Source organism: Dactylosporangium sp. NPDC050688 (assembly GCF_040654515.1).
In the GTDB taxonomy this organism is placed as follows: Bacteria; Actinomycetota; Actinomycetes; order Mycobacteriales; family Micromonosporaceae; genus Dactylosporangium.
Map to the genome: position 1 here is coordinate 1 of NZ_JBFAIC010000022.1, position 23,127 is coordinate 23,127.

At 73.0% G+C, this 23,127-nt stretch carries 12 protein-coding genes; 7 read left to right on the forward strand and 5 right to left on the reverse strand.

Going from position 1 to position 23,127, the window contains the following annotated elements; all coding sequences use genetic code 11:
* Positions 1-143 precede the first annotated feature (143 nt).
* Positions 144-962: a zf-HC2 domain-containing protein gene (locus AB0H83_RS21945; protein WP_360097011.1), complete on the reverse strand. Its 819-nt coding sequence runs from the start codon at positions 960-962 to the stop codon at positions 144-146.
* 227 nt (positions 963-1,189) lie between these two features.
* Between AB0H83_RS21945 and AB0H83_RS21950 the strand changes: the two genes are divergently transcribed.
* On the forward strand, positions 1,190-3,778 hold the full coding sequence (locus AB0H83_RS21950) for a hypothetical protein (RefSeq protein WP_360096807.1): 2,589 nt from the start codon (positions 1,190-1,192) through the stop codon (positions 3,776-3,778).
* Here the strand turns inward: AB0H83_RS21950 and AB0H83_RS21955 are convergent.
* Positions 3,682-5,496: a hypothetical protein gene (locus AB0H83_RS21955; protein WP_360096810.1), complete on the reverse strand. Its 1,815-nt coding sequence runs from the start codon at positions 5,494-5,496 to the stop codon at positions 3,682-3,684. The genes AB0H83_RS21950 and AB0H83_RS21955 overlap by 97 nt on opposite strands.
* Positions 5,497-5,688: 192 nt before the next feature.
* Between AB0H83_RS21955 and AB0H83_RS21960 the strand changes: the two genes are divergently transcribed.
* Positions 5,689-6,336: a hypothetical protein gene (locus tag AB0H83_RS21960; RefSeq protein WP_360096813.1), complete on the forward strand. Its 648-nt coding sequence runs from the start codon at positions 5,689-5,691 to the stop codon at positions 6,334-6,336.
* A gap of 75 nt (positions 6,337-6,411) precedes the next feature.
* Here AB0H83_RS21960 and AB0H83_RS21965 read toward each other — a convergent pair whose 3' ends face one another.
* A complete protein-coding gene (locus tag AB0H83_RS21965) occupies positions 6,412-8,811 on the reverse strand; it encodes a right-handed parallel beta-helix repeat-containing protein (protein WP_360096816.1) in 2,400 nt (799 codons plus the stop codon).
* Entirely contained in the window at positions 8,808-11,516 is a 2,709-nt protein-coding gene (locus AB0H83_RS21970) for a LuxR family transcriptional regulator (protein ID WP_360096819.1), read from the reverse strand. Before AB0H83_RS21970 ends, AB0H83_RS21965 begins: the two co-directional genes overlap by 4 nt.
* 282 nt (positions 11,517-11,798) lie before the next feature.
* Here AB0H83_RS21970 and AB0H83_RS21975 point away from each other — a divergent pair, with 282 nt between their 5' ends.
* Both AB0H83_RS21975 and mycP read left to right on the forward strand, forming a co-directional pair.
* Positions 11,799-14,006, forward strand: coding sequence for a hypothetical protein (locus AB0H83_RS21975; RefSeq protein ID WP_360096822.1), 2,208 nt, complete (start codon positions 11,799-11,801; stop codon positions 14,004-14,006).
* A complete protein-coding gene (mycP, locus tag AB0H83_RS21980; protein WP_360096825.1) occupies positions 14,003-15,223 on the forward strand; it encodes a type VII secretion-associated serine protease mycosin in 1,221 nt (406 codons plus the stop codon). Before AB0H83_RS21975 ends, mycP begins: the two co-directional genes overlap by 4 nt.
* A 64-nt stretch (positions 15,224-15,287) precedes the next feature.
* Here mycP and eccCa read toward each other — a convergent pair whose 3' ends face one another.
* Positions 15,288-19,250: a type VII secretion protein EccCa gene (gene eccCa, locus AB0H83_RS21985; protein WP_360096828.1), complete on the reverse strand. Its 3,963-nt coding sequence runs from the start codon at positions 19,248-19,250 to the stop codon at positions 15,288-15,290.
* 139 nt (positions 19,251-19,389) lie between these two features.
* Between eccCa and eccD the strand changes: the two genes are divergently transcribed.
* The 3 genes from eccD to AB0H83_RS22000 all read left to right on the forward strand — a co-directional run bounded on the left by eccD (position 19,390) and on the right by AB0H83_RS22000 (position 22,955).
* Positions 19,390-20,796, forward strand: a complete 1,407-nt coding sequence (gene eccD / locus AB0H83_RS21990) for a type VII secretion integral membrane protein EccD (RefSeq protein WP_360096831.1) — start codon at positions 19,390-19,392, stop codon at positions 20,794-20,796.
* Positions 20,793-22,208, forward strand: coding sequence for a type VII secretion protein EccB (eccB, locus tag AB0H83_RS21995; RefSeq protein WP_360096834.1), 1,416 nt, complete (start codon positions 20,793-20,795; stop codon positions 22,206-22,208). Before eccD ends, eccB begins: the two co-directional genes overlap by 4 nt.
* 135 nt (positions 22,209-22,343) lie before the next feature.
* Complete coding sequence (locus AB0H83_RS22000; protein ID WP_327006893.1) at positions 22,344-22,955, forward strand: hypothetical protein; 612 nt, start codon at positions 22,344-22,346, stop codon at positions 22,953-22,955.
* Positions 22,956-23,127: the final 172 nt, after the last annotated feature.

Consider the following 23,127-nt stretch of genomic DNA (forward strand, 5'->3'; position numbering starts at 1 on the left):
CGCTCCGGCCGGGCGAGCAGACGAACCCATCGACCAACTGCGCCGGATACCGCGTTCATCGCCACCGCTCCTGTTGGTTGTTCGGACCTCGCTCCGATGACGAGTCCCGAGCGGCGATGGTTCACACGAAGGCGACAACGCGGTTACGGTTTGGACAGCCGTACCGTGACCAGAGTGTCGTTGGCGGTGTCGTTGGCGCGGAACAGGGTCACCGCGGTGATCCGACTGATGGGGATGGTGACATTGCCCCCGACGCTGTGCACCCGGTTCTGGGCGGTCCAGGAGACGGCGAGCTGCGACTCCCCGCGGTCGCCGAGCGCGAAGAGCCGGTACGACTGACCCACCGCGAGCTCTTCGACGACGGCCTCGACCCGGGCCCCGTTCGGCGCGCTGACGACCGTGACGGACACGCTCACGCCGGACTGCGTATCTGTGTCGTTCCCGGCCAGCCGGACGTTGACTGGTTCCTTCGCGCCGAGCCAGGCGCCGATACTGATGCCGACGGCCAGCGCGAGCGCCACCGCGGACACGACGACGCGGGTTGGCCGTGCCCGCCGCCGTCGCGGCCCGCCTGGCGGCCGGCCCGAGGGCGGCGCGCTCCTGCCGGGCGACTCGGCGGCTGGGCGCGCCGGTCTGGGCAGCGCCGGATCGGCTTGGGTCGGGCCGGCTTGGGTCGGGCCGGCTGGGGCCGGAACGGCTGGGGCCGGAACGGCTGGGGCCGGAACGGCTGGGGCCGGAGAGACGGGTGACGCGGCGGCGGCCTCGAGCAGGCGGGCAACACCGCTGCTGTCCAGACGGTCCAGCACCCGGCGGACATCGGTGAGGTCGGTCGCAATGTCCGCACATTGTGAACATTCCACGAGGTGCTGCGCCACGGCGAGCTCCTCGTCCGCGGGCAGTGCACCAAGCACATACGCGCCGAGCTGAAGGCGCACGTGTCCGTCACCCTGCTCCGCCGTCATCTCCACCGTCCCACTCGCACCCCGACCGCTCCACTGATGGCCCTCGTTCTACGAGGACGGGGCATATTCGGTTCAGCGGACCTGTTTCGGTCGCGTGAACGTTTCTGCCGTCGCGACCGTATACCCGTCAGCCCGCGGTCGACTGCGGTCAGCCCGCAGTCGACCGCGGAGAAGCAGGAGGAGGAGGTCTCGTGCCCGGCCCACCAGGACTAGAGGGCGATGGTCCCGTGATCGATCTTCCGGACGCCGCGCAGCCCGGGCCGGTGCTCACGCTGCTTGTCGGTCCGGCCGGTATGGGGCTCGGCGCAACGCTGACCGACCTCGCCGATCGGGCTCGGCGTGGCGGGCGAGTCGTCGTAGCGGTCTCGCCGGACCCGGCCGAGCAGCGGCACGCCTGGCTCTTCCTGACCCGATTGGCCGGCGAGGCCGCGTTGCCCGGGTCGCCGTCGGGGGCGAGCCGCATACCCATCGCCGGCCGTACGCCGGAGAGCCTCGTCACGACCGTCTGCCGGCTGCTGCGCGGGTTGCCCGATCCGCTCGTGCTGGTGGACGGCGGCCAGTGGGTCGATGCGGCGTCGGTCGCCGCTGTACCCGCTCTGTTGCGGGGGTTGGCCGGCTCCCGAGTGCGCTGTGTGGCAACCGTCAGTACCCCGGTCATGGTTTCCGCCGCGCCCGACGGGACCGCCATGACGCTCGCGCGGCTGCGCCGTGACGGCCTGCTCACGGTCCGGACGCTGCGCCCGCTGGAGCAGGACGAGTTGGACGACCCGGGTGCCCGACCGGAGGCCCAGGCGGTTCTGGCCGCCCTGCGGGCCGCACCGCAACCGGTATGGCCGGTCGCGGTGGCGATCGCGGCGCTGCACCCGCTCGGCGCCGGCGCCGCGGCGCACGCCGCCACCGTGCTGGATCTGACGCCGTCAGCGGTGGCGCAGGCGCTCGGGACACTCGTTCACATGGGCGTGCTGCGGGGCGGTGGGACCGGCGGGTGGCGATTCGCCAGCGCGGCGGTCGTGGCGGCGCTGCGCGCCGCCGACGGGCCGTACCGGTCGCGGCAACTGGCCCGGGAGGCGGTGCACGCGATCTGGGACGGCCCGGCGGGCGGCGCCGCGCCGACGTATCTGGGTGAACAACTGGTAACGGCGGGTACCGCGGTGGACCCCGAACGCTCGGCGGGCGCGCTGATGATGCTCTCCGACCGGTTGCCGATGACTGACGGGCGGACCGTCCAGTGGTTCGCCGCGGCGAGCCGCCTGACCCGCGATCCGGTCCGCCGGGTGCAGGCGCTGCTGGGGCTCGCCGCCGCCGCGACCAACACCGGCGACCATGCGCTGGCCCTGCGGAGCGCCCGCAGTGCGCTCGACGAGATCGACGGTCAGCAACCGCGGTCGGACGGTGCGTCGCGCGATGGCCTCCGGCTCGACGCGCGCCTGCTGAGCCTGCGGGCGATGCACGGGCTCGGGGACGCCGCCGGACTGGCGAGGGCGGCGAAGGAGGCGGGCACACCCGTCGAGCAGGCCGCGACATTGTCGATGACGGACTGTTGGGCCGCGGCCGAACGGCGGCTCGGCGCCGCCATACCGCTAGAGCCGGCGCGGCCCGCGCCGTCGGGCCGCAGCGCGGTGGTGCGGGCCGTGTTGGGTGAGCGCATGAGTGGCGTCGTGGGACCGTGGCGTCCGACCGCGACGGAGGCGCCGGCGCCACCGGGTGACCCGCTGCACCGGGATCGGGTGGCGCAGCGGGCCGGCATCCTGCTCACGGTCGGCGACCTCACCGGAGCCCAGCGGCTCCTGCGCGTGTCCCAACTCGATGCGGGCGACCTGCCGTGGGCCGAGCGCGCGCTGCTCGCCTGGCGCCGGGGTGCCTGGTTCGACGCGCTTGACCACGCCGCCGCGGCGGAGTTGCTGCGGTCGGCAACGCCGCCGGTGGACGCCGTCCTGGCCCGCGCCGTCGCGGTGACCACCCTGGCCCAGGGCCGCCCGCTCCGCGCGCTTGACAGATCAATGTCGATGGATTCGTCGCTCGGCCTGCCGCACCTGCGCGAGCTGACTCGCGCCGAGATCGAGGCTGCGCTGGGCGACGCCGAGCGGGCCGGTGCCGCGCTGACCCGAGCCGCGGCCAGGGCCGAGCGCGATGGTGTCAGCCTGGGGACCGACGAGATCTGGCTGCGCCTGACCGAGCTCGCGCGGTCGCGTGGGGACTATCCGCGAGCGCGCCAGTACGCGGCGCGCGCGGCCCATGCCGCGCGTTCGATCGGCACGCCACTGGCCGAGCTCCACGCCCGCCTGGCCCAGGTCGCCGCCGAGACGGACGCGGCCGCGGCCGGCGAGGCGCTGACCCTCGCCCGTGACCTCGACCAGGCCTGGGTACTGGCGAACACCCTCGAACGGGTGGCGACCTGGGGCGCGGGCCCGGCCGGCCTGCTGGCGCAAGCGTACGAGCTGCTCGGCTCCCTCGACGCGATCCTCGACCGGGCGCGCGTGCGCGCGGCGATGCGGACGCTCGGCGTCACCGTGCCGCACCGCTCGGCGACCGCGGCCGAGAACGAGCGCCTGCTGGCCGAGTTGGTGGCGGACGGCCTGTCGGGCCAGCGGCTCGCCGCCGCCCTGTGGGCGACGGCGAAGAGCGTCGAAAGCCGGTTGGGTCGCCTGTTCGCGCGCACCGGGTATCGGTCGCGGGCGGCCCTGGCGGCTGCCGTCGCGGCGCCCGATCCGGCCGGTGGTCACCCGACGAGGAGCTCGTCGAGCGTCAGGTCCGGTACGGCGACCGCCCGCCACGCCCCACGCTCCGCGACGAACGCGCGGCTGACCGTGACCTGATCGAGGAACGGACGAGGGAGCAGTAGGTCGAGGCCGTCGCGGGCGAAGTCAGGCAGGCGCGACCGGACGAGGGGCAGCTCCGCCAGCCGCGCGGCGCTCGCCGGGACGTCGATCGCCACATCGCCGGGCACGTCCAGCTCCAGCAGGCGATAACCGCCGGTCGGCGTGGGCCGCCGACGCAGCACCGGCACGAACTCGGAGGTGGCTCCGCGCGCCGGGTGCACCGCGTACGCGCGGGCGTGCCGGCGGTGCGGCCAGGTCACGACATCCTCCGGCACGCCTGCCACGCCATGGGCCGCCCCCACACACTGCAGGACCACCGGATCACCGGCCGCGCCGTCGTCAGGACGCGGCCGCCCATCGAGCGTCTCACCGGGGGCGGGCAACCGCGCACGGTCGAGCCATCCGGCGGGGATGAGATAGGTCCCGGGCGCGGCCAGCCGCTCGCGCAGGCGCTCCGGGGCGTATGCCGTGACCCGCGCCGCCGCGACCGCTGCCCCCGGCTCGACCAGCAGCTGGACGTCGTGGGCAGCCCACGACGGGTCCTCATGGTCGCGGTCGACGCGGCCGAGAAGGAACAGCTCCGCCGCGGGCACCCCCTCCGTGTGCGCGCGGGCGGCGGGCGCGCTCGACGAGACCCACAACCACAACGGGGCCGCGTTGACCGGTGTGGGCCGGGGTAACCAGTCCAGCCCGCTTCGCCGCGCATCAGGTTCGGCGTCGACGAGCTCCGGCTGGTCCCACCTGGTCTCCTCGTACCCCGGCGGGTCGAACGGTTCGATCGCACTCGGGTGGGTGACGGCGGCGTGGTCGGCTCGGGCCGCGACCTGAGTGACCGGCTCGAGCCAGCCATCGTCGCTGCTCCACCGCGGCTGGCTGGCGGCGAGGCCCGGTGGGGTCATGCGGTGCCAGGTCGCGGGTCGACCGTCCGGCCACACCGCCCGGGGATGACCATCCTGTATGGACAGGTTCGTGTCGGGCGTACGGAGGTAGATGTCGACGCCGAGCACGGTCGCCAGCGCACGCAGATGCGCCTCCGCCGCGGCGGCCTGCGTCGTCGTGACCGCGGAGAGCAGGCACAGGTCCTCATCGATCCAGCCGGTGTCGCGCAGCAGGCGGGCCAGTTCCTCGCCGCCGACGGCCAGCAGGCTGCCATCGGTGTACGGCACCGCGAGGCGGCCGTCATCGAGCGTGATCAGCTCCACATTGGACAATCCTGGTCGCATCCAGACACTGTCGAAGCGCTCCGCCGACACAGGGTCACGCCCCGGCGGCACGGCCACCACGCGGACGCCGCCAACCTGGCGCACCCGTGCTCCGCCCGCCGGCACCAGCCGCCCGTCGGCGTCGGAGACGAATGACCCCGGCTCAGCCCCGTCCGGGGGGTACTCCCGCCAGCTCGCCGTGCGTCCGCCCGGCGCCCGTACGCCGAGATCGAGGCAGCCGTCGAGCAGCTCGGCCCATGCCCCCGGCGGCGGCGCCCACACCCGGGCCCCGCTCACCTCGGCGAGTTCACCACAGTACGCGTGCAGCCACGGCTGATCGCCGGGATCGACGGGCCCGGCCAGCCACAGCCGCAGATCGCGACCGTACAACGGCAGGTCGCTCAGCGAGGCCGCGAGCTCCGCCCCTGTCCGGTGGGTCAGCGTCCGGGGGCCGGCCTGGTCACGCACGACGACGAACTGACCTTCATCGAGCGACGCCGCAACCGTGAGCAAGCCCGGATGACCCGGGGCCAACCTGCGCGTCGGCGGTGCCGGCGCCGTGCCGACCGCTGCATCCTGGCGCGTCACCGCCTTTCGTTTCGCCACGCACATACGAACGTTGCCAACTGGCGCTCGGTTCATGACGAGCCGGTGAACCGACGGGTCCGTGCCGTACGTCATGCCGGGGGCATCAGGAGGTGGATCGTGACCGACGACTTCACGGCGGTATGCGGGCGGATTTCAGGGGATGCCCGCGATGGAGGGCAGGAGCGCCTCGCGGTGGCGCGGGCGGTGCAGGAGGCGGCGGTACGGGTCCAGCGGCAGCTTGGGCGCGTCCGCACGTTGATGCACCGGCTGGACCCGGCGGGCCTCAACATCTCCGGCCGCCGGTTTGAGGCGGTGCTGCTCGGATACGACGTCTATGTGTGCATGCTCGTCGACGCTCTCGCCGAGACGGTCGACACCCTGTCTGACGGGGCCGATACCCTCTCCAGCGCGGCCGGAATCGCACGCTCCCGAGACGGGCGGTCCGGTGTGGCCGAATCCACCGGGCAGCGCGCATCCGGCCCACCGCGTGCGTCAGTTCCCCGGATCGATGCGATCGGCGAGCTGGCCGGCGCGGCCCGCCGCGAGCTGATGCGGTTGCGGGCGCTGATCGCCCGCACCGAGGTGCGGATCGGGCCGGAGCCGGCGCTCATTGACGACTGGAGCATCGCCGAGCAGGGCCTCTTCGGAGCCGACGGAGTCCTCGGCGTCATCCTGGGCGCCGGCACCGCGCGCACCACCGCGCTGGACGGTTCACGCGTTTCCACATCGGTTGGATGGTGGACGGCTACGTCAGATGCGGCGTGAAGCTGCCGTATCGCGAGGGCTCCCCGCCGGCATCCTCCCACTGATAGTCGTCCGGTTCTCCTGCATGGTGCGAGGTCACCCCGTGGGCCGGAAGTCGGCCGCGGTGAGCAGGGTCAGCTCAACGGTGCTGGCGCTCGGTGAGGCGGCCAGACGGGAGGCCTGCTGGTCGGCCATCCGCTCGAACACCTTGCGGGCGACTCGACCGTTGCCGAAGGTCCCGTCCTTGGGGATCTCCTCGAAGTAGCGCAGCAGCACCTGGGCCGCGTCGTCGTCGAGCTGGTAGTCGTGGCGGCGACTCTGGTCCCGCACGATGGTCACCAGCTCATCCGGGGTGTAGTTGGCGAACTCGATGGTCCGGCTGAAGCGTGACTCCAGGCCGGGGTTGCTCTCCAGGAACTTCAGCATCTCGTCGGAGTACCCGGCGGCGATCACCACGATGTCGTCGCGGTGGTCCTCCATAAGCTTGACCAGGGTGTCGATCGCCTCCCGGCCGAAGTCCGGGCCTGTGCCGCCGCGGCTGGAGCTGAGGGTGTACGCCTCGTCGATGAACAACACGCCGCCCAGCGCGCTCTTGAAGGCCTCAGTGGTCTTGATGGCGGTGCCGCCGATGATCTGCGCGACGAGATCGGCGCGGGCCACCTCCACGAGGTGACCCTGGCGCAGCACGCCGAGCTTGGCCAGGATCGCCCCGTAGAGGCGGGCGATCGTGGTCTTGCCGGTGCCCGGGGCGCCGGCGAAGACGAGGTGGCGGGCCATCGGCGGCGCGGAGAGGCCGGCCTCGCGACGACGCTGGGACATGATGTTGAGGTTGATGAGCGAGGTCACCTCCTGCTTGACCCCGGCCAGCCCGACCAGGCTGCGTAGCTCCTCGACCGGGTCGGAGCCGAGCGCGGCGGTTGGTCGGGTCGTGGCCGGGCGAGCCTGTCCGGGCGCCACCGCGCCCCCACCGGTCGCGGTCGCCGTGGCGGCCGTGGCCTGGTTGCGCGCGCTGGTCAGATCCTCGACCGTCACTACGGCGTCCGGCACCTGCCGGAGGCCCTCGCCGCCGTTGTCCCGAACCGTGCAGGCGATGACGCGGACCGCCTCCGTCGTCTCGACCCGCACCCCGTCGCCGGCGTTGCCGGTGAGCTCGCAGTCGCGCAGCGTCCCGCTGGAGCCGGGCTCGAAGCGGCATCCGGCGTCGTGGTTGTCGTGGATCCGGCTCCGGCTCATGGAGACCTCACCGTCGGCCCGCACCACCACCCCGTCCGTATCGGATCCGGCGATGTCGGCGTCGGCGATCGTGAGGCTCGCGTCGGCGACGATGACCCCGGGGCCTTCGCTGCCGTTCAGGCTGAGCCCGGTGATCTGCGGCCGGCTACGGTGGGTGACCGCGACCCCGGCCGCACCGACCTGGTCGATGGTGACGTGTTCGAAACCGCCCCGCGCGCCGTCACGTACCTCGATGCCCGCCGCGCCTCCGCGCACCCGCAGGCCACGGAAGAACGGGTCAGCCCCGCCGGTGACCGTGACCCCCGGCCCAGCGCCATCGCGGACCTCGAGGTCACGGAACTCCGGGGTGCTGCGCTCGGCCACCATGACACCCGCACCGTGGGAGCCGATCACCGCGCACGACTCGACGGTGCCGGCCGATTCGCCGATGAACCGGAGGCCATCGGTCCGCACGGTCCGCACGGTGCACCGCAGCAGGGTCGGGGCGCTGCCCGCGGCGGTCACGATGCCTCCGCCGGCCTGCTCGATCGTGCAATCCTCCAGCTCGATCGTTCCCGTGCTGGCGAGGTAGGCCCCGATGCCCATGGCGTCCTGAATGGAGAGCCGGCGCACGACGGCGGTCGCCTGGTGCTCGATCGCGAGCGCGGGCTTGCGCGCACGCTGGATGCGGCTGTCCTCGATGAGGATCTGCCCGTGCCCGTTCAGGCAGATCCCGTTGCCCGCGGCGTCGCTGATCGAGCTGGCCCGCAGGCGGACCACACCCCCGTCGGCGACGACCACGCCCGACGTGCCGAGTTGCTCGGCCGTGCAGTCGTCGAGCACCGAACCGGCCGGCGAGGTGACCACGATGCCGGCACCGACCTGGTTGGTCACGCGGCTGGCCCGCATGTCCAGCGATCCGCGCTCGCAGACGAAGATGGCCGTCCACGCGGCGGCCGAGATCTCGCATTCGCTGATGCTGAGCCGGCCGAGGCTGAACGCCACCGCCGGGCTGTCGGCGTCACTGGCCTCGATGGTCAGACCCGACAGCGTGGCCGAGCTGGCCGCGAGGGTGACCGCCACGCCCGATCGGGTGGACAGCTTCACGGTGCCCGGACCCTCCTCGGCGGCGATCCTCACCGGCTTGGTGAGCACGAGGTTCTCCGAGTAGTGCCCGGGTCGCACCGTGATGAGCGCTCCCTCCGCGGCCCGACCGAGCGCCTCGCTGATGCTCCGGCACCCGTGGCCCGCGCCCGCCGCGACCACGATGCGGGTTTCGTTCATTCCCGGCCTCCCAGGGACAGATGGACCGTTGCCAGCTCGACCCGTGATCGGCAGCCGGTGCGCGAGTAGAGCCGCGTGAGGTAGGTCTCGACCGTCTTCTCGCTCATCCGGATGCGGGCCGCGATCTGACGGTTGGTGTGTCCGTCGCGGATCAGTTCGATGATCTGTGTCTCGACCGCGGACACGTTCGGCTGGCTGGCCCGTTGACGAGCGGGCCGCAGCCCGTGTGCGCGCAACAGGGCCCCGATGCGGGGAGCGCCATGGGCGCCGGTGGCAGCAGCCGCGTGGGCCTGGCGTAGGCACTGGGCCGGATCGGCGTTGGTCTGGACGCTGACCCCGGCCGCGACGAGACAGGCCGACACCAGAGTGGGCTGGTCATCCCGGTCGCGAGCCCGGTCGGCGGCGGCCTGGGCCAGCGCCGGTTCGGCTTCGAGCACCGATCGGACGATCAGACCGAGGTCCTCGCTGAGCGGGAATCCGTGGTCCCGGCTCGCGGTCAGGGCGTCCTCGAGCACGCGCGGCGCGTCGGCGTCCGTGGTCCACGCCCCGATCTCTGCCATCCGGGCCAGGCTCAGCTCCACGCCGAGGCCGCCGCCCGGGGCGCTGCGCAACGCCCGCAATCCGTCGTGCAGCAGCGACGGTTGGTCGTAGATCGCGCCGGTGCCGGCGGTCACCCACCACCGGAGGCCGAGGAACGGCTGCGTGGCCACGACGCCCGAGAGGCTTTGCTCGACGAGGGCGGCCTCGCCCCGTTGGCCATGAACCTCGGCGGCAAGGGCGCGAGCCACTGCGTGGGCCGCCGAGCCCGGTGGCCCCGCCAACTCCATCTGCCGGGCCAGCGACAGCACGGTGGTGCTGTCGCCGCGCCGGAAGGCGGTGACGAGCCGGTGGTGGGCGGCGAGCGGGCCGTCCGGCGGAGTACCGTACCGCGGGCCGAGCAGGCGACCCACCACCGCCACCAGATCGCCCAGCGAGGCGGCGAGGAGCATCTCGTCGTCCAGGACAGCCGGCGCGCCGGTGCCGTCGGGCTCGACCGGCAGCCGCAGCGCGGTGCGTAGCGCGGCGAACTCCGCCGGCGCGAGCAGGGTGCCGTCGGCGGTGCCCTCGACTGGGGGGCGCGGATCCGATGTTGACAGTGGCGGGGGACCGACCGGGTGGAGCCACCAGTCGGCCAGGTCGAGCGCGTCCACACGGTTCGGTACGGCGTCGCGCAGTGCCTGGCTGACCTCCGGCGTCACCGGCGTTCCGGTGTGGACGGCCGCGAGCAGGGCGGCCGACGCCAGATCCGAGTACGTGTGGCTCGGCAAGCAGCGCCGGAGGCCGGCGATGCCGACCGCCTCCGCCAGCCACCCGTACCGTCCGGCCCGTACCAGCACCGGCAGCAACTGATCGAGGATCTGCTCCGCGTCCGGTCCGCCGCCGGCGTGCGGCAGCGCCGCCCGGAGCCATCGCGCAGCCCGTTCGGGGTCCCGATGCTGGGTGGCGCGCGCGACCGCCGCGAGGCTCGCGGCCATGCGGCCGTCCGGCGGCATCGTGGCTCCCGCCGCTGTCAGGTGGTCGGCCAGCAGGGTCGGGTCGGCCTGCTCGCCGCGGCCGATGCGGCGCAGCAGGGCCGCCGCGAAGGCGCGGTGCAGCCGGCCGAGGGACTTCGCGCCGTGGTCGTGGGCGATCCGCGCGCCCAGTGCCGGGCAGACGGGGGCGACGAGTCCCTGCTGGACCACCAGCGCGCCGGCGGCGACCAGATCGTCGAGCACGCGACCGTAGGCGTCGACATCACCGAGGGTGGCCTCGGCCAGCAACGGCAGATCGTCCACCCGCAACGGCAGCACCGTCGCCGCGCCGGCGAGCCGGCCGGCTACCGGCCCTCCGGTCCGGATGCGGACGGCGAGCGGGTGGTCGGGCGCCAGTTCGATCGAATTGTCGCTGTCGCGTAGGCAGAGGTGTTGCCGGCGCCCTTGGCCCAGCCGGACGATCCGATCCGTGCGGTCGAGATAATCCATTGTGGACAGTATTGTCGGTGGATGGCCGGCCAGGTCGCCGAGAGCCGCCCACAACGCATCCAGCAGCCCGTCGTCGACGACACCACCGAAGCGCTCCCCGATCACCTCGCCGGCCGCCCGGGCCGACAGCGGCGGTAGGTCCACGACCGTGTCGGCGGCGCGGGCCAGCGCCCGCATCCAGGGCTGCGCACCTGTGGTGACCGCCGCGACCACCACGCACCCCGCCCGGGCGAACGTGGACAACGCCAAGGTCGGCGCGGCGATCGCGTCGGCCTCGTCGACGACCAAGGCGGTGGGTCCTCCGTCCCGGAGCGTCCGCGAGAGCCTGGCCAGGGCGTCGGTGGCCCGCACGAGAGGTTCGGGTGAGCCGTCGTCCGCCGTTTCCCGTGCGGCCACCGTCGCGGCGAGCCGGCTGGTCGCGTCGACGACGTGCGCGTCACCGATGCGCTCGAAGTGGTCGCGTACCGCCCGGACCAGCCCGGCGAACCCCATGTCGTCCCCCGAGCCGGCGAGGCTCGTCTCGACCACCCGGACGCCGTTGCGGCGCCACTCCTCGCCGATCCCGGTGAGCAGGGTGGACTTGCCGATGCCCCGCGGTCCCCGCACGAGGACGAGCCGGCCCTGGTCGCCGGCCGCCTGCAACGCCGCATCGAGGGTGGCGTGCGCGTCCGAACGACCAGGGACACCCCGTCGCCGTCGCCCCATCCCACTCCTCCCATGCGCACCGTCGAACGCCCGCCGTTGGTAGCACGCGGTGGCACGCGCCCCGGCGCCGTTAGCCCGTTGGTCGCTAACGCGGGGGAATTCCCGCGGTGACCGGACAACGGATCCTGGGCCTCATCGGTTCGCGCCGGGATCGTTGGCGCGGGTTTTCCCGCGAGTTATCGGGACGAGGCCCACGGGCCGGTCCGCGGCCGCGGCACTGCCGTGTGATAAGCGCAGGAGCGGCGTGGCCTGCGGGTCGCTGCTGGAGGAGGCTGAGCTCTCTTGTGGAGGAGCGGGCGGGTTTCGTCGGCTGAGCGGACTGTCGGCCGGAGCCGGGGTGATCGCGACGGCTCCCGGGCGGCGGGGGCCGGCACCGATCGGGAGCTGTTCGTCGAGTGGTACGGCGGCGGGGTCGCCGTCTCGCACCGGGACGACCAGCCCTTCCTGCTCTGGCAACTGCTGAGTGCCACCTTCCCGGCCTCCGACGACCTGCCGGTCCGCTACACCAGAGCCGCCGGTAACCACGCCTCGGTGGCCGCCGTGCTGCGCGACGTGGTCGGTCAGGCGGCCACGATCCTGGCCCGCCGCGGCGGCCACGGGCGGCTGGTGCTCACCCCGGTCGATGACGACGGTCCCGCGTTCGCCGACGGTCGGCTCGTCACCCGGCTGCAGGCGGCGGCTTCGGTGCCGCTCACGGCCGAGGCGGCGCTGCCGGTCACGCCGCCGCCCGCGATACTGGCGAGCGGGTGGCTGCGCGAGACGAACCGGCTCTACCGGCACGCCGAGCCGCGTGTCGCCGTGGCCGAGGTCCTGCCGGCCGGGATCCTGCTGCGCCCCACTCTGGTCTACTCCTCCGGCGCGGTCGCGGTATTCCGGCCGGCGCAGTGGACGATCAGCATCGGTAGCCATGGCCGGGCCGTGCCACCGATTCTGGTCGCGATGCTGCGCCGGTTGCTGCTCGATGTCCCAGCCGAGCCGGTGCCGCTGCAGCTCGTGATCGACGGCGAGGCGGACGACGCGACGCTGCTCCAGATCGCCGCTCTGGCTGAGGAACTGGCCGCACGGTCGCAGACCGCGGCACCGGACCTGGGCCTGGCGATGACGGCCGGAAGCCCGGCAGCCGCCGGCCTGGCATGGCCGCTCGAGGACGAGCCGGACGGACTTAGCGCGTGGCCGATTGAGGACGAGCCGGACGGACTTAGCGCGTGGCCGATTGAGGACGAGCCGGACGGATTCAACGCGTGGCCGTTCGAGGACGAGCCGGACGAACTCAGCGCGTGGCCGCCGCCCGATCGAGAGGACACCTGGTCGCCGCCGGCTCCGGCGGGCGCTGGTGAATCCGCCACCGTGAATCGTGCGGAGCCCGAGCCCGAGCCCGGCCGAGTGGTCGCGCGCCGGCCGTCGGGTGCGGACAGTTCCTGGCCGCCGCCGCCAGCAACGCCAGCATCAACGCGAACGCCACCGTCACCGCCGGCCCCGCGGCCCACGATGCCACGCCCGCCGATCGTGACAATCGTCGATCCAGATTTCGACGTCCCCAGCGCAATGCCCAGCGTCGGGCCGGTACGGCCGGACGTCATGTCGGAGGTCATCGAGCCGGCTCTGGTCGAGGCGAACGAGCCACGGCAGGAGCGACCGGCGGACCCGGCCGGACCCCGGTGGCAACCGGCCGCGCCCCTGGCGATCGCCGACCGGGCGAGCACGGAAGAGGAGCAGCATCGCTTCTCCGCGGCCCTGGGCAGCCGCTTCACCGACCTGCTGGCCGTGGTCAACGCCGCCATGGCGACCTGGCCGGTGCTGCGCGAGACCTCGGCCGCGGCCAAGGCGGACTTCGTCGCGGTCTGCCTGTATCTCGGAGCGTCGCAGATGGGGGCGGTGCGGCTCAACGAGGCCCTGCGCGGCGGTGAACCGGTGAGCGTGGACGGCTACGTACCCTGTCTGGTCTCGGGGCTGCGCCAACTCCCGTTGCACCGGCGCCCGGTGCTGTCCCAGGCGCGGCTTGACCAGCCGGCGTCGGCGCTGTATCCGGTCGGCTCCGTCATCACCGAGCCGGCGCTGCTCACCGCGAGCGTCTCCGCCGAGGTGACCGCGCCCGAGGCAGACGTAGACTTCCTCGTCTGGCCCCGCACGGCCCGGCAGGCCTCCGTGCTTGTCACGGGCAACGAGGTCGACGAGGCCGTCTTCGGGCCGGGCCGGCGGTTGCGGGTGCTGGCCGTCCGCTCTGGACAAGCCGAGTCGCCACCATCCGGCCCGCCGGCGCCGGCGACCGCGGTCCTGCTGCGTGAGCTGTCGCCGGACGAGCAGCCCGCGGGCCCGGAGCTCGACGACGCGGACCGCGCCGCCCTGAGCCGGCTGGAGACGACGCTGGGCCGGCGCTGGGCGGCCACGCTGCGCACCCTCGAAGACCCCGCCGTGGTGGCCCGGCTGGTCGGGCCGCCGCCCGGGTATGTGTCGGCCGGCGCCACGAGCGGCCGGGTGGGCGCGGCGTGACCGGCAGGACCGCGTACCGGGCGCTGAGCGCCCTCGCCGCCCTGACGCTCACCGGGGCGGTTGCGATCGGTGCCCTACCCCCGCTCGGCACCGCCGCGCAGGCGGCCGACTGCGTCGCGACACCGACGACCACCGAGTCCTCGGTGCCCTGGGCGCAGCGGCTGCTCCAGCCCGACCGGGCGTGGGAGTTCAGCACCGGTGCAAACATCGTGGTGGCGGTCGTGGACAGCGGGGTGGATGGATCGACCCCGCAGCTCGCGGGGCGCGTCGACCGGGGCCTCGACCTGCTCGCCAACGGCGGACGGGCCGACACCGACTGTCTCGGCCACGGCACGTTCGTCGCCGGGATCATCGCGGCCGCGCCGACCTGGGGGATCGGCTTCGCCGGCGTCGCCCCCGATGCTCGCATCCTGCCGATCCGGGCCACCAGGTCGGCGGAAGGCGACCCCGCGCTGTTCGCCCGGGGCATCCGGGCCGCGGTCGACGCCGGCGCGAAGATCATCAACGTGTCGGCGAGCACCACCGATCAGCACCCGGCCCTGATCGACGCGGTCGCCTATGCCGAGAGCCGCGACGCGGTCGTGATCGCCTCGACGGCGGGCGACTCCCGCTCGACCGCGCCCGTGTATCCGGCGGCGCTGCCCACGGTGCTCGCCGTGGCCGCCATCGACTCGGTCGGTGTCCCGGCCAACTTCTCCCGGTCGGGCTCGTACGTCGGGCTCGCCGCTCCGGGGGTGGACGTGCTGAGCATCGGACCGGGCGGGCCGGGCCAGCTCATCGGCAGCGGCACGAGCTACGCCGCGGCGTTCGTGAGCGGCGTGGCGGCGCTCATCCGCGCGTACCGTCCCGGCCTCACCGCCGAGCAGGTGCGCAACCGCCTCCGGCGGACCGCCGATCACGCCCCGCAGGTGCCGGACCCCGTACTGGGCTGGGGCGTGGTCGACCCGCTCGCCGCCCTGACCACCGAACTGCCAGACGAGGGACAGAGCGGTGCCGTCGTCGCGGCGCGGCCGAAGCCGGCCGACATCTCGGCCACCGGCGCGCCCGACCACACCGGACGAGTGCTCGTGCTGCTGGGCGCCGGCGCGGCGATTCTTGTCGCCGGGCTGAGCGGGCTGTTCGCGGTGCTCGGCCCGGCCGGTCACCGTCGTCGCTGGCGTCCGGCGCGGGTGATGCGGGTGACGGCGGAGAGCCCTCCGCCGCCACCCGACAGGTGAGCGCAAGCCGTTTGTCCCATGCGCCGCCTCTCGGACGAGACCGGTGCGGACGGCCCGGCGCCCGTCAGTCCGACGTCACCAGCGGGGTCTGGACCAACCGAACGGTGCGGCGCCGGTCCAGGTGCTGAGCCCGGCCGACGGGGAGCAGCCGGGGCTTGAGGTTGCCGAGGAAGGAGCCCTCGTCACGGGGGCAGGAGAAGAGCAGGGCGGGGTTGCCCAGCTCCCAGATCCGGCGTATGGCCTGGTTCATGAAGGCGCGCGAGGCGCCGGCGGTACGCCGGGCGATGATCACGTGCAGGCCGATGTCCGCGCCCTGGGCCAGGAGGGGCACCAGGGGCTGCAGGGGTGAGTCGCTCGAGCCCTCGGCGAGCTCGAAGTCGTCGACGATGATGAACAGCCGGCCACCGGTCCACCAGTCGCGCAGCGGCAGACGTTCGGGCGTGATGTCGGAGCCGGGCACGCGTTCACGCAGATGTCCGGCGACCTCCTTGAGGGTCTCGGTGAGCGAGTCGGTGCTGACCGAGTATCCGACCTGATGAGACCGCGGGACCGCGTCGTAGAGCTGGCGACGGAAGTCACCGAAGACGATCCGGGCGTCGTCAGACCGGTAGTGCGTCGCGATGGCGCGCGCGATGTGGCGCAGCAGGTTGGTCTTGCCCGTTTCGGAGTCGCCGAACACGAGCAGGTGCGGGTTGGCGTCGAAATCGTGCCACAGCGGTGCGAGCTGCACGTCGTCCAGCCCCAGGGCCACCTGGACATCGGCGGTGGGCGAGGCGGCCCGCGGACCGGGCAGCGCCGCGCTGGGCAGCGTGCCGGGCAGGAGCCGCACCTGGGGGGCCCGCGGCGCGGTCGGCAGGTCGAGCGCGGCGACGAGCTCGGCGGTGGCCGCGGCCAGGTCCGCGGTGCCCGAGTCGCCGTCGATGCGGGGCAGCGCGGCGAGGAAGTGCAGCCGGTCCATCGTGAGCCCGCGGCCCGGGCGCGCGGGCACGGTCGCGGCGAGCTTGCTGTTGACCTCGGAGTCGATCGGATCGCCCAGCCGCAGCTCCAGCTTCGTGCCGAGCACGTCGCGCAGCCACGGCCGCATCTCGGCCCACCGGTTGGCCGCGACCACCAGGTGGATGCCGAAGCCGAGCCCGCGGGCGGCGAGCTCGGTGAACCGGCCCTCGATCTCATCGAAGTCCTGCTTGACGGTGTACCAGCCATCGACGACCAGGAACACGTCACCGTACGGGTCCTGCTCGGCGAAGGCGCCGCCGCGCTTGGCCCGGCGGTAACTGGCCATCGAGTCGATGTTGTGGATACTGAACATGTTCTCCCGGAAGGCCAGCAGGTTCGTCATCTCCAGCACCGTCCGGGTCACCCGGTCCCGGTCGAGCCGGTTGGCCACGCTGCCGACGTGGGGGAGCCGGGCCAGCGGCGCGAGCGTGCCGCCGCCGAAGTCCAGGCAGTAGAACTGCACCTCGCGCGGGGTGTGGGTGAGCGCCAGCGCGGCGATGAGCGTGCGCAGCAGTGTGCTCTTGCCGCTCTGCGGGGCGCCGACCACGCCGACGTTGCCCGCGCTGCCGGCCAGGTCGACGAGCAGCAGTTCCCGGCGTTGCTGGGCCGGCATGTCGATGAGACCGAGCGGCACGGTCAGCATCGACGTACCCAGGGCGCCGACTGGACGGGGGCCGAGGTGCGGGTCGTCGACCAGCGGCGGCAACAACCTCTCCAGAGTGGATGGTTCGGTGAGGGGCGGAAGCCACACCTGGTGGGCGGCCGGGCCGTGGCCGCGCAGCCGGCTCAGCAGCAGGTCGACCTGCAGCGGTGGCCTCTCGTTCTCGTCCTCCGGCTCCGGTTCGGGTTCGTCGGCCACCTGTGGGGCCACGTGTTCGGTGTCGAAGGGCACCAGGCCACCGGCCGACGGGCCCCGGCGGGAGCGGCGCGCGGGACGGTAGGGGCCGGAGGAGTAGGCCGCCTTGAACCGGACCAGGGTCGTGGTGTCCGGCCGCAGGTAGCCGTTGCCCGGCACGTTGGGCAGCTCGTACGCGTCGGGCACGCCGAGCACGCTGCGGCTCTCCATCGCGGAGAACGTCCGCAGGCCGATCCGGTATGACAGGTGCGACTCGATCTGGTGGATGCGGCCCTCGTCGAGGCGCTGGCTGGCCAGCAGCAGGTGCACGCCCAGGCTGCGCCCGAGCCGGCCGATCATCGCGAACACCTCGATGAACTGTGGCTTGTTGGTGAGCAGCTCACTGAACTCGTCGACCACGATGAACAGCGCCGGCATCGGCTCGAGCCGGGCGCCGTCCACGCGGGCCTGCTGGTAGTCACGGCGGGACGCGTAGTTGCCGGCCGCCCGCAGGTGCTCCTGGCGGCGGATGAGCTCGCCGGTCAACGCGTCCTGCATGCGGTCGACCAGCTCGAGCTCGTCGGCCAGGTTGGTGATGACGGCCGAGGTGTGCGGTAGCTTCTCGAACCCCAGGAACGCGGCCCCACCTTTGAAGTCGACGAGGATGAAGTTGAGATCCTCGGACGAGTGCCGGGTGGCGAGCGCCAGCACCAGCGTGCGCAGCAGCTCGCTCTTGCCCGACCCGGTCGCCCCGATGAGAATCCCGTGCGGACCCATGCCGTTCTCAGCCGCCTCCTTGATGTCCAGTTCGATGGGCGAGCCGGTGCCGGAGATGCCGATCGGAACCCGAAGGCGCTGGCGGGGCGGGCGCCCGGCCCGGTAGGAGATCGGGTCGAAGTCCATCAGGTTGTCGATGCCGAGCAGCCTGGCCAGGTCGTAGTCGGTGGCCAGCGGCTCATCGACGTCGACGACCTGGCCGAGGCGGTACCGGGACATGCTCCGGGCCACGGCCGAGGCGGCGGCCACTCCCAGCGCGTCCGGCCGGCCCAGTGGCTTGGTCGATGTCTTGCCCAGGTGGTCGAAGGCCACCAGGTCCACCTTCTTGGCGCTCACGTTCAGGTAGAGCGAGTGTGGCCGCGACTTCCAGGGCAGTGATCCGCCGACGTCGAGCACGACCAGGTTGCGATAGCCCTCGGCGGTGAGACGATGGTCCTCGGTCAGCGTCGCTCCGTCGAGCACCAACACGACGAGCGGCTCGGTCCCGGTGATCGGCGTGTCCGGCTCGAACCCCGGCCGCGGCGTGACGCCGAGCTCGCCGAGCCACCGCTCCGCCTCGGCCTCGTCGTGGGCGAACATCCGGCGCGGGCCGGCGGCGTCGGCGCGTTCATCGTCCTGGGCGTGGGGCAGCCACTTCGCCCACGACCAGTCGTCGCGGGCTTCGTCGCCCACCCACACGAGCAACCGCAGGTCGGCCGGGCCGTGCGCCACGACCGCCTGGGCCACCATGGCCCGGGCCAGGGCACGGATGGCGGCGCGGTCACCGTCGAACTGTATGGCCGCGAAGCCGCGCAGGTAGACGGCGACCGGGGCGTCCTGCAGTGTGGAGTAGGCCCGGAGGAAGCGGCGCAGCACGTGGGCCGAGAGCGGTTCCAGGTCCTCGACCGGCTTGGTCTGCGGGGCGACCAGGCGGCTCGCCGACCGGCGGGTGCCGCGCCCGACGCGGACCTCCCCGAAGTCGTCGTGCGCGGTGCGCCGTTCCCACAACCGTTGGCTCAGCGCGACCGACCACAGCCCGGCCGGGTCGGGGTGCAACCACCGCGCCGCGCGGTGCTGCTCGATGAGGGACGCCCGCACGGTGCGCCGCTGCTGGCCCAGGTAACGCAGGTAGTCGCGTCGGTCGCCCTGGGCGTTCTCCTTGTGTTCGCTGGCGTTGCGCAGGAACGGAACGATCGCCATGCCCAGCACGGAGACCACCATCAGCACCACGCCGATGTAGGCGAGGACGCCGGCGCCCGGCCGCAGCAACATCAGCATGATGGCAAGCGAGCCGATGCCCATGGGTACGTACAGCAGGACCTGCCCGGCACCCCCGGTCGGCGGTTCCGGCACCACGGGCGGGGCCTGCAGCTCCAGGTCGCTGGTGGGGGCGACGGGGCCGGCGCGCCGCGCCTTGCGGACGAAGACGATCGTGCCCACCTGGTTGCTCCATTCGTGAGGGTTATCCCGCGAACCGGCGACGCCGTCCCGCCCCCACCCATGGCTGGGCGCGGGGCTGGCTAGCTTCGCTGCAGGTGACGGTTACTGAACCTTGGGCAGGAAGGAACCGGACCACACGATGGAAGAGCGCACACAGCATCGCACGCGGGCACCGGTTCGGCTACGGTTCGTTCTCGATTCACACACCACGGACCTGGCCGTACCCGCGCACGCACCACTGGTCGACGTGCTGTCCACGGTGCTGCCGATGCTCAACCCGGACGCGCCCGATCATGGCGCGGAGCATGACGGTTTCGTCGTGGCGCGGCTCGCCGGGCCGCCGCTCGACGAGGAGCGCACGCCGACCGAGTTGGAACTGCTCGACGGAGAGACGCTCCACCTACGCCCGCGGGCGCCGCAGTTGCCACCGGTCATGTTCGACGACCTCGTCGACGGGGTGGCGGAACAGGTACGCGGCGGGTCAGGGGTGTGGACCCCCGCCCGCTCGGCAGCCACCTGGTCGGCGTTCGCGGCCGTCGCCCTGCTGCTCGCGGTGCCGGTGCTGGCGCTCGGCGGCCCCGACGACCTGCGGGCCGTGACGGCCATGGGGCTGAGCCTGGTGCTCCTCGTCGGCGCGGGCCTCGCCAGCCGGGCGGCTGCCCGGCCGGTCATCGGCACGGTGCTGGCCGGTGTCGCCGGGATCAGCGCCGCCGCCGCAGGCTGGTACGGCGGGCAGTGGGCCGACCCGACGAGCGGCTGGCCGTTGCAGGTCGCGACCGCGACCATCGCCGCGTTGACCTGCCTGAGCCTCGGTCTCGCGCTGGTCGCCGACGCAACGCTGCTCTTCACCGCAGCCATGACGCTCGGGCTCACGATCTGCCTGCCGGCGATGGTCGCCGCGGTCGGGGCGTTGCCGCCGCAGCACGCGGCGGCGACCTTTCTGGTCGCGTCGCTGGTCGCGAGCCTGTTCCTGCCGCTGTTCGCGTTCCGGTTCAGCGGACTGAGGCTGCCGCTGTTGCCGAGCACTGCCAAGGAACTCGCCGAGCACATCGATCCGGTTCCGCAGGAGGTCGTGGTCAATCGGGGCACGGTGACGATCCGCTACCTGACCGCGCTGTGCGTGGGGCTGGGCGTCGCGCAGGCGCTGCTCGGAGTCGCCCTGATCGTGCCGGGTGGCAAGTGGCCCCTCGTGCTCGCGGTGGGCGCCGCGGCCTGGCTGCTGCTGCGGTCGCGGCACATGGGCACCGCCGTGCAGCGGTGGGCGGTCGTGACCCCCGCCGTGCTGCTCGCGGCGGGGGTGGCCGTGCGGTGGAGCGCCGACCACGACTTCTTCGTCCGCGCCGCCGTGGTGCTGCCCGTCCTGGCCACCATCGGAGGGCTCCTCGCCGTCGGCGGTGCCATGTTCCCGGGACGGCGGCTGACGCCCTACTGGGGCCGCGCGGCCGAGTTGCTGGAGACCATCGTCGCAGTGGCGATCCTGCCCGTGCTCGGAGCGGTGCTCGATCTCTACCAGATCGTGCGGGCCTGGGCGAGCGGGTTCGCGTGACGACGAAGCGAGATCAAACCCAGGCGTACTTCTTCCTGGTCGGCCGGCTCGTGGCCGGCCTGCTGAACGGCGAGCCGGACGCGCTGCAGCGACCGAACCGGCGTCCGTCGGTCGGGACCGCAGTGGGCGTCCTGCTCACGATCCTGGTGGCGGCCGGGTTCGGCATCTACGGACTGCTGCGCCCCGGCGGCCCCATGTCGTGGCGGGCCAAGAGCGGCGCCATCGTCCTGGTCGAGGAGACCGGAGCCCGCTACGTCTACGTCGACGGGACGCTGTTTCCGGTGCTGAACTACGCCTCCGCCCGGCTGGCGCTGGGCGCCGAGGCCCCGGTCGAGGTCGTGTCGCGGGATTCCCTGTCCGGAATGCCGGTCGGTGCCCCGATCGGCATTCCCGGGGCGCCGGACGGCCTGCCCTCGCGGGCGTCGCTCTACACCGGACCGTGGAGCGTCTGCGCGCGGCCATCGCTCGGGTCGTCGAGGCCGTCGGCGCTGACCACCGTCGTCTTCGGCGCGGCCGGTGCCGCCGCGCCGGCCCTCTCCGACGATCAGGCGCTGCTCGTGTCCACATCGGACGGCAAGGTGTTTCTGATCTGGCACGGCCGGCGGTACCGGATCGCCAGCGCGGCCGCGCTCGTGGCGCTCGGCTACGGTTCGCTGAACCGGCTCCCGGTCACCGAGGCGTGGATCAACCCCGTGCCGGCCGGGCCCGATCTCGGCTTTCCGCCGGTGACCGGCCGCGGGCGGCCTGGGCCGACGCTCGGTGGCGCGCCGGGCGTCGTCGGGCGGGTGTACGAGTGGCACAACCCGGCGCTGTCCACGTCGGAGCTGTTTCTGTTGCGTACCGACGGGCTCGCGCTGCTCAGCCGGACGGTCGCCGCCCTCGTGCTGGCCGACCCGGCCACCAAGGCGGCCTACGGTGACGCACCGGTGCGTCGGGTGCCGATCGGTGCGGACGAAGTCGCCGCGGCGCGCGTCGTGGATCTGACCACCTTCGTGACCAACTTTCCGCCCGAGCCGCCCAGAGCGGCCAACAATACCGGGGCGGACGTGGCCTGCGTACGGCACACGCTCGACGCGACCGCGCCCTCGGTGGCCGCCACGCTCATGCCGCCGGCGGCGCTGGCCTCGGCGGTGTCGCTGGCCGGACCGGCGGCTACGCGGACCACGGCTGACGAGGTCGTGGTCGCGGCCGCGTCCGGTGTGTTCGCCCGCAACGCGGCGGCGCCGGGCACGGTCTACCTGATCACCGAGTCCGGGGTGAAGTACCCCATCGCCGACGAGGAATCGTTGTCCGCCCTGGGCTACGTCGCCGCGGCGGCCGTGCCGGTGAGCGGTGAGCTGCTGGCCCTGCTGCCGACCGGCCCGGTGCTCAGCACCACCGCCGCGCGCGCCACGCAACCGGCCGGCACCTGACCGCGCCGTCGACCGGTGAGGGTTCTCCCTCCCCCTGGCTCGGCATCGCGGGCGAAGGGCCGGTCGGGGCAGGTGCGGTGCTTGCATGGGTCGGCGCGACGCGCCTGCAGCGTCTGTCGAAGGATGTGATGGTCCATGGTCAAGGAGACGCACGTCGGCGCCGGGTTGCCCGATCTGCTGACCCGGCTCCGTGGCCTCATCCCGGCGGACATGATGGCCGATTTCGAGAAGCTGAACACATACGTGGTGAACGCCGGCCCGTCGGGTATGGACTCCGCGCAGTGGCTCGAAGACGTGGTCAAGGACCGGCGGGCCGGTCTGATCGCGCACGCCAGGCTGCTGCAGGCGTCGTTCACATCACTCGCCGGCGCGATCGGCGACGCGGCACGGCTCATGTCCGATGCGGACGCCGATGGCGCCGCCGGCCTGGCGGCCATCCAGGCGTGGCTCGCCTCGTCCGACCCGAAGCTGCTGCCGCCGGTCGCGCACGCCTACACCGGTGGCCGCACCAGCTACGACAGTGAGGACCGGGGCGGAGACCCGCAGCTGCTCTTCAGGGTCACCGACGGCGGCGAGCACGTGACGGAGAAGGGCGGCGTCGTCGTCGGCCTGCCGGACAAGAAAGAGGCGCCGTCCCCGGACCTGTACCAGGACATCTTCAAAGACCTTCCGAAGAAACCCGGAAGCTCCGCGGTGAAGGACCCGCCGGAGCTCATGTTCCTGTCCGACGAGTATGTCGTGAAGTAGGTAGTCCTCGATGGCCGAGGAGAAGTACGCCGGCTCGCTGGACGACCCCCCACCGCTGGGCCAGACCTTCGCGCAGATCAAGACGTGGGAGCAACTGCACGCCTTCGTCAAGGAGCTCGTGGAGGACAACAGCGCCAACCTCCACGCGTGGTGGGATCTGGCCAGCGCCACC